The organism is Streptomyces niveus (assembly GCF_001723055.1).
Taxonomy (GTDB): domain Bacteria; phylum Actinomycetota; class Actinomycetes; order Streptomycetales; family Streptomycetaceae; genus Streptomyces; species Streptomyces niveus.
Window position 1 is genome coordinate 1 of record NZ_MDCR01000231.1, and the last position, 2,301, is coordinate 2,301.

Below are 2,301 nucleotides of genomic sequence, written 5' to 3' on the forward strand. Positions count from 1 at the left end.
AACCCGATCCACGAAACCGTGTATCAGGTCGGGGTATCAACATATCTGGCGTTGACTTTTGGCACGCTGTTGAGTTCTCAAGGAACGGACGCTTCCTTTGTACTCACCCTCTCGGGCTTTCCTCCGGGCTTCCCTTCGGTTCTTGCTGTGTTGCTGTCTTGCGTTTCCGACTCTATCAGAACCTTTCGGCGCCTGATTCCCAGTCAGCGGGATTGTCTTTCCGGCCCTGCGGCCGTTCCGACGAGTGAGACTTTAGCGGAACCTTTCCCCCGACGCTAATCGGGGTTCGCGTCCCATCGTTCGAACGCGGATTCCTCATTTCGCAAAAGCGCACACAAATGAGAGCGACCGGATGTCGCACGTTTGCAGTGGTCTTGCGGAATGACCGTCCGGGGATCGACCGGGGTCGATGCTCACTTCGGACAGCTCGGAGAACATTACGTTCACGTCCAAGACGTGTCAACTTCGGGTCGTCGGGGTACTGGCGGCGTACTCTGGCGCCCATGACCACGCATGCGTGCAACTTCAGCTGGCGGGCCGTCTGACGGCGGCCTGCTGACACGTGTGTGACCAACGGCCGCCGCTCTGGCGGCCGTTCGCGTTTCTCCCCTCATGGAGGTCCGGGAGCCCGGCCCCTCGGCGGTGGCTCCGACCAGGAGTGGGATGAGAGAGATGACGCGGATCTTCAGCGGGGTCAAGCCGACGGGCCATCTGACGCTGGGCAACTATCTCGGAGCCGTACGCAGGTGGGCCGAGGTCGATCAGTACCGGGCCGACGCTCTGTTCAGCATCGTGGATCTGCACGCGCTGACCGTGGAGCACGATCCGGCCCGTGTGCGCAGACTCAGCCGGCAGGCGGCGACGCTTCTGCTGGCGGCCGGGCTGGACCCGACCCGGTGCACCGTCTTCGTGCAGAGTCACGTCGATGCGCATACGCGGCTCTCCTATCTATTGGAGTGCATGGCCACGGACGGCGAGCTGCGGCGCATGATCCAGTACAAGGAGAAGTCCGTGCGGGCCAAGGCCGCCGGGCAGAGCGTGCGGGCGTCGTTGCTGACGTATCCGGCGCTGATGGCGGCGGACATCCTCGCGTACCGCACCGACGAGGTGCCGGTCGGGGACGACCAGACGCAGCACGTGGAGCTGACGCGGGATCTGGCCGAGCGCTTCAACCTTCGCTACGGGCCGACGTTCACGGTCCCGAGGGCTGTCAATCCGCCGGTGGCGGCGCGGGTCATGGATCTGCAGGATCCGGGCTCGAAGATGGGGAAGTCGCACGAGTCGGGGGCCGGGATCATCTATCTGCTCGATGAGACCGACGTGGTGCGCAAGAAGGTGATGCGGGCTGTGACGGACAGCGGGCGTGAGGTCGAGTACGACCCGGTGGAGAAGCCGGGGGTGGCGAATCTGCTGGAGATTCTGGCGGCGTGCGGTGGTGGGAACCCAACCGAGCTGGCCGGTGTATATGAGTCGTACGGCTCACTGAAGCAGGACACCGCCGAGGCCGTCGTCGAGTTGTTGCGGCCGGTCCGGGCGCGGCACGCGCAGCTCGCGGCGGATCCCGGTCAGGTGGATCAGGTTCTGAAGGAGGGGGCGGAGCGGGCCAGGGGGATGGCCCGGCCGGTGGTGGACGCGGCCTATGAGGCGATCGGGTTGCTGCCCGCCGGCTGACGGAAGGCCGCGCGGTAGGCGCGCGGGCTGGTGCCGAGGTGGCCGGCGAAGTGCTGGCGCATGGTCACCTCGCTGCCGAAGCCCGTGCGTCCCGCGACCTCGGCCATCGGGAGGTCTGTGCGTTCCAGGAGCTTCTGGGCCGCCGCGAGGCGCTGGGTGATGAGCCAGCGGAGGGGGGTGGTGCCGGTGGTGGCCTGGAAGTGGCGGGCGAGGGAACGGGGGGACATGCCCGCGTGGGCGGCGAGGTCGGTGATGGTGAGCGGCTGGTCGAGGTGGTGCAGCGCGTATTCGCGTACGGAGGCGAGGGCGTCCTCGTCACGGTCGGCGCGGGGCGTGGGCCGCTCGATGAACTGGGCCTGGGTGCCGGTGCGGTAGGGCGCCGTGACCATGGAGCGCGCGATGGTCGCCGCTGTTTCGGCTCCGTGGGTCGTTCGGACGAGATGGAGGCAGAGGTCGATGCCGGCTGCCGTGCCGGCGGAGGTCCAGATGTTGTCGTCGTGGAGGAAGAGGGCGTCGGACACGACGGTGACCTGGGGGTGGTGTTCGCGGAGGAGGTGGGTGAGGTTCCAGTGGGTGATGGCGCGGTGTCCGTCGAGGAGGCCGGCCTGGGCGAGGGTGAAGGCGCCGCCG

General features: G+C 67.0%; 2 protein-coding genes. One reads left to right on the forward strand and one right to left on the reverse strand.

The window, feature by feature from the left end; translation table 11 throughout:
• Positions 1-672: 672 nt before the first annotated feature.
• Positions 673-1,671 (forward strand): tryptophan--tRNA ligase, encoded by a 999-nt coding sequence (trpS, locus tag BHU15_RS25230; RefSeq protein ID WP_069629297.1) that lies wholly within the window; start codon positions 673-675, stop codon positions 1,669-1,671.
• Here trpS and BHU15_RS25235 read toward each other — a convergent pair.
• Positions 1,638-2,301, reverse strand: a 664-nt coding sequence (locus BHU15_RS25235) for a GlxA family transcriptional regulator (protein WP_069629298.1), incomplete at its 5' end; no start/stop codon positions are given. The genes trpS and BHU15_RS25235 overlap by 34 nt on opposite strands.

What these genes read in the sequence shown, in the direction of transcription:
- trpS (WP_069629297.1), top strand. Translation starts at nt 673, where the DNA reads ATGACGCGGATCTTCAGCGGGGTCAAGCCGACGGGCCATCTGACGCTG.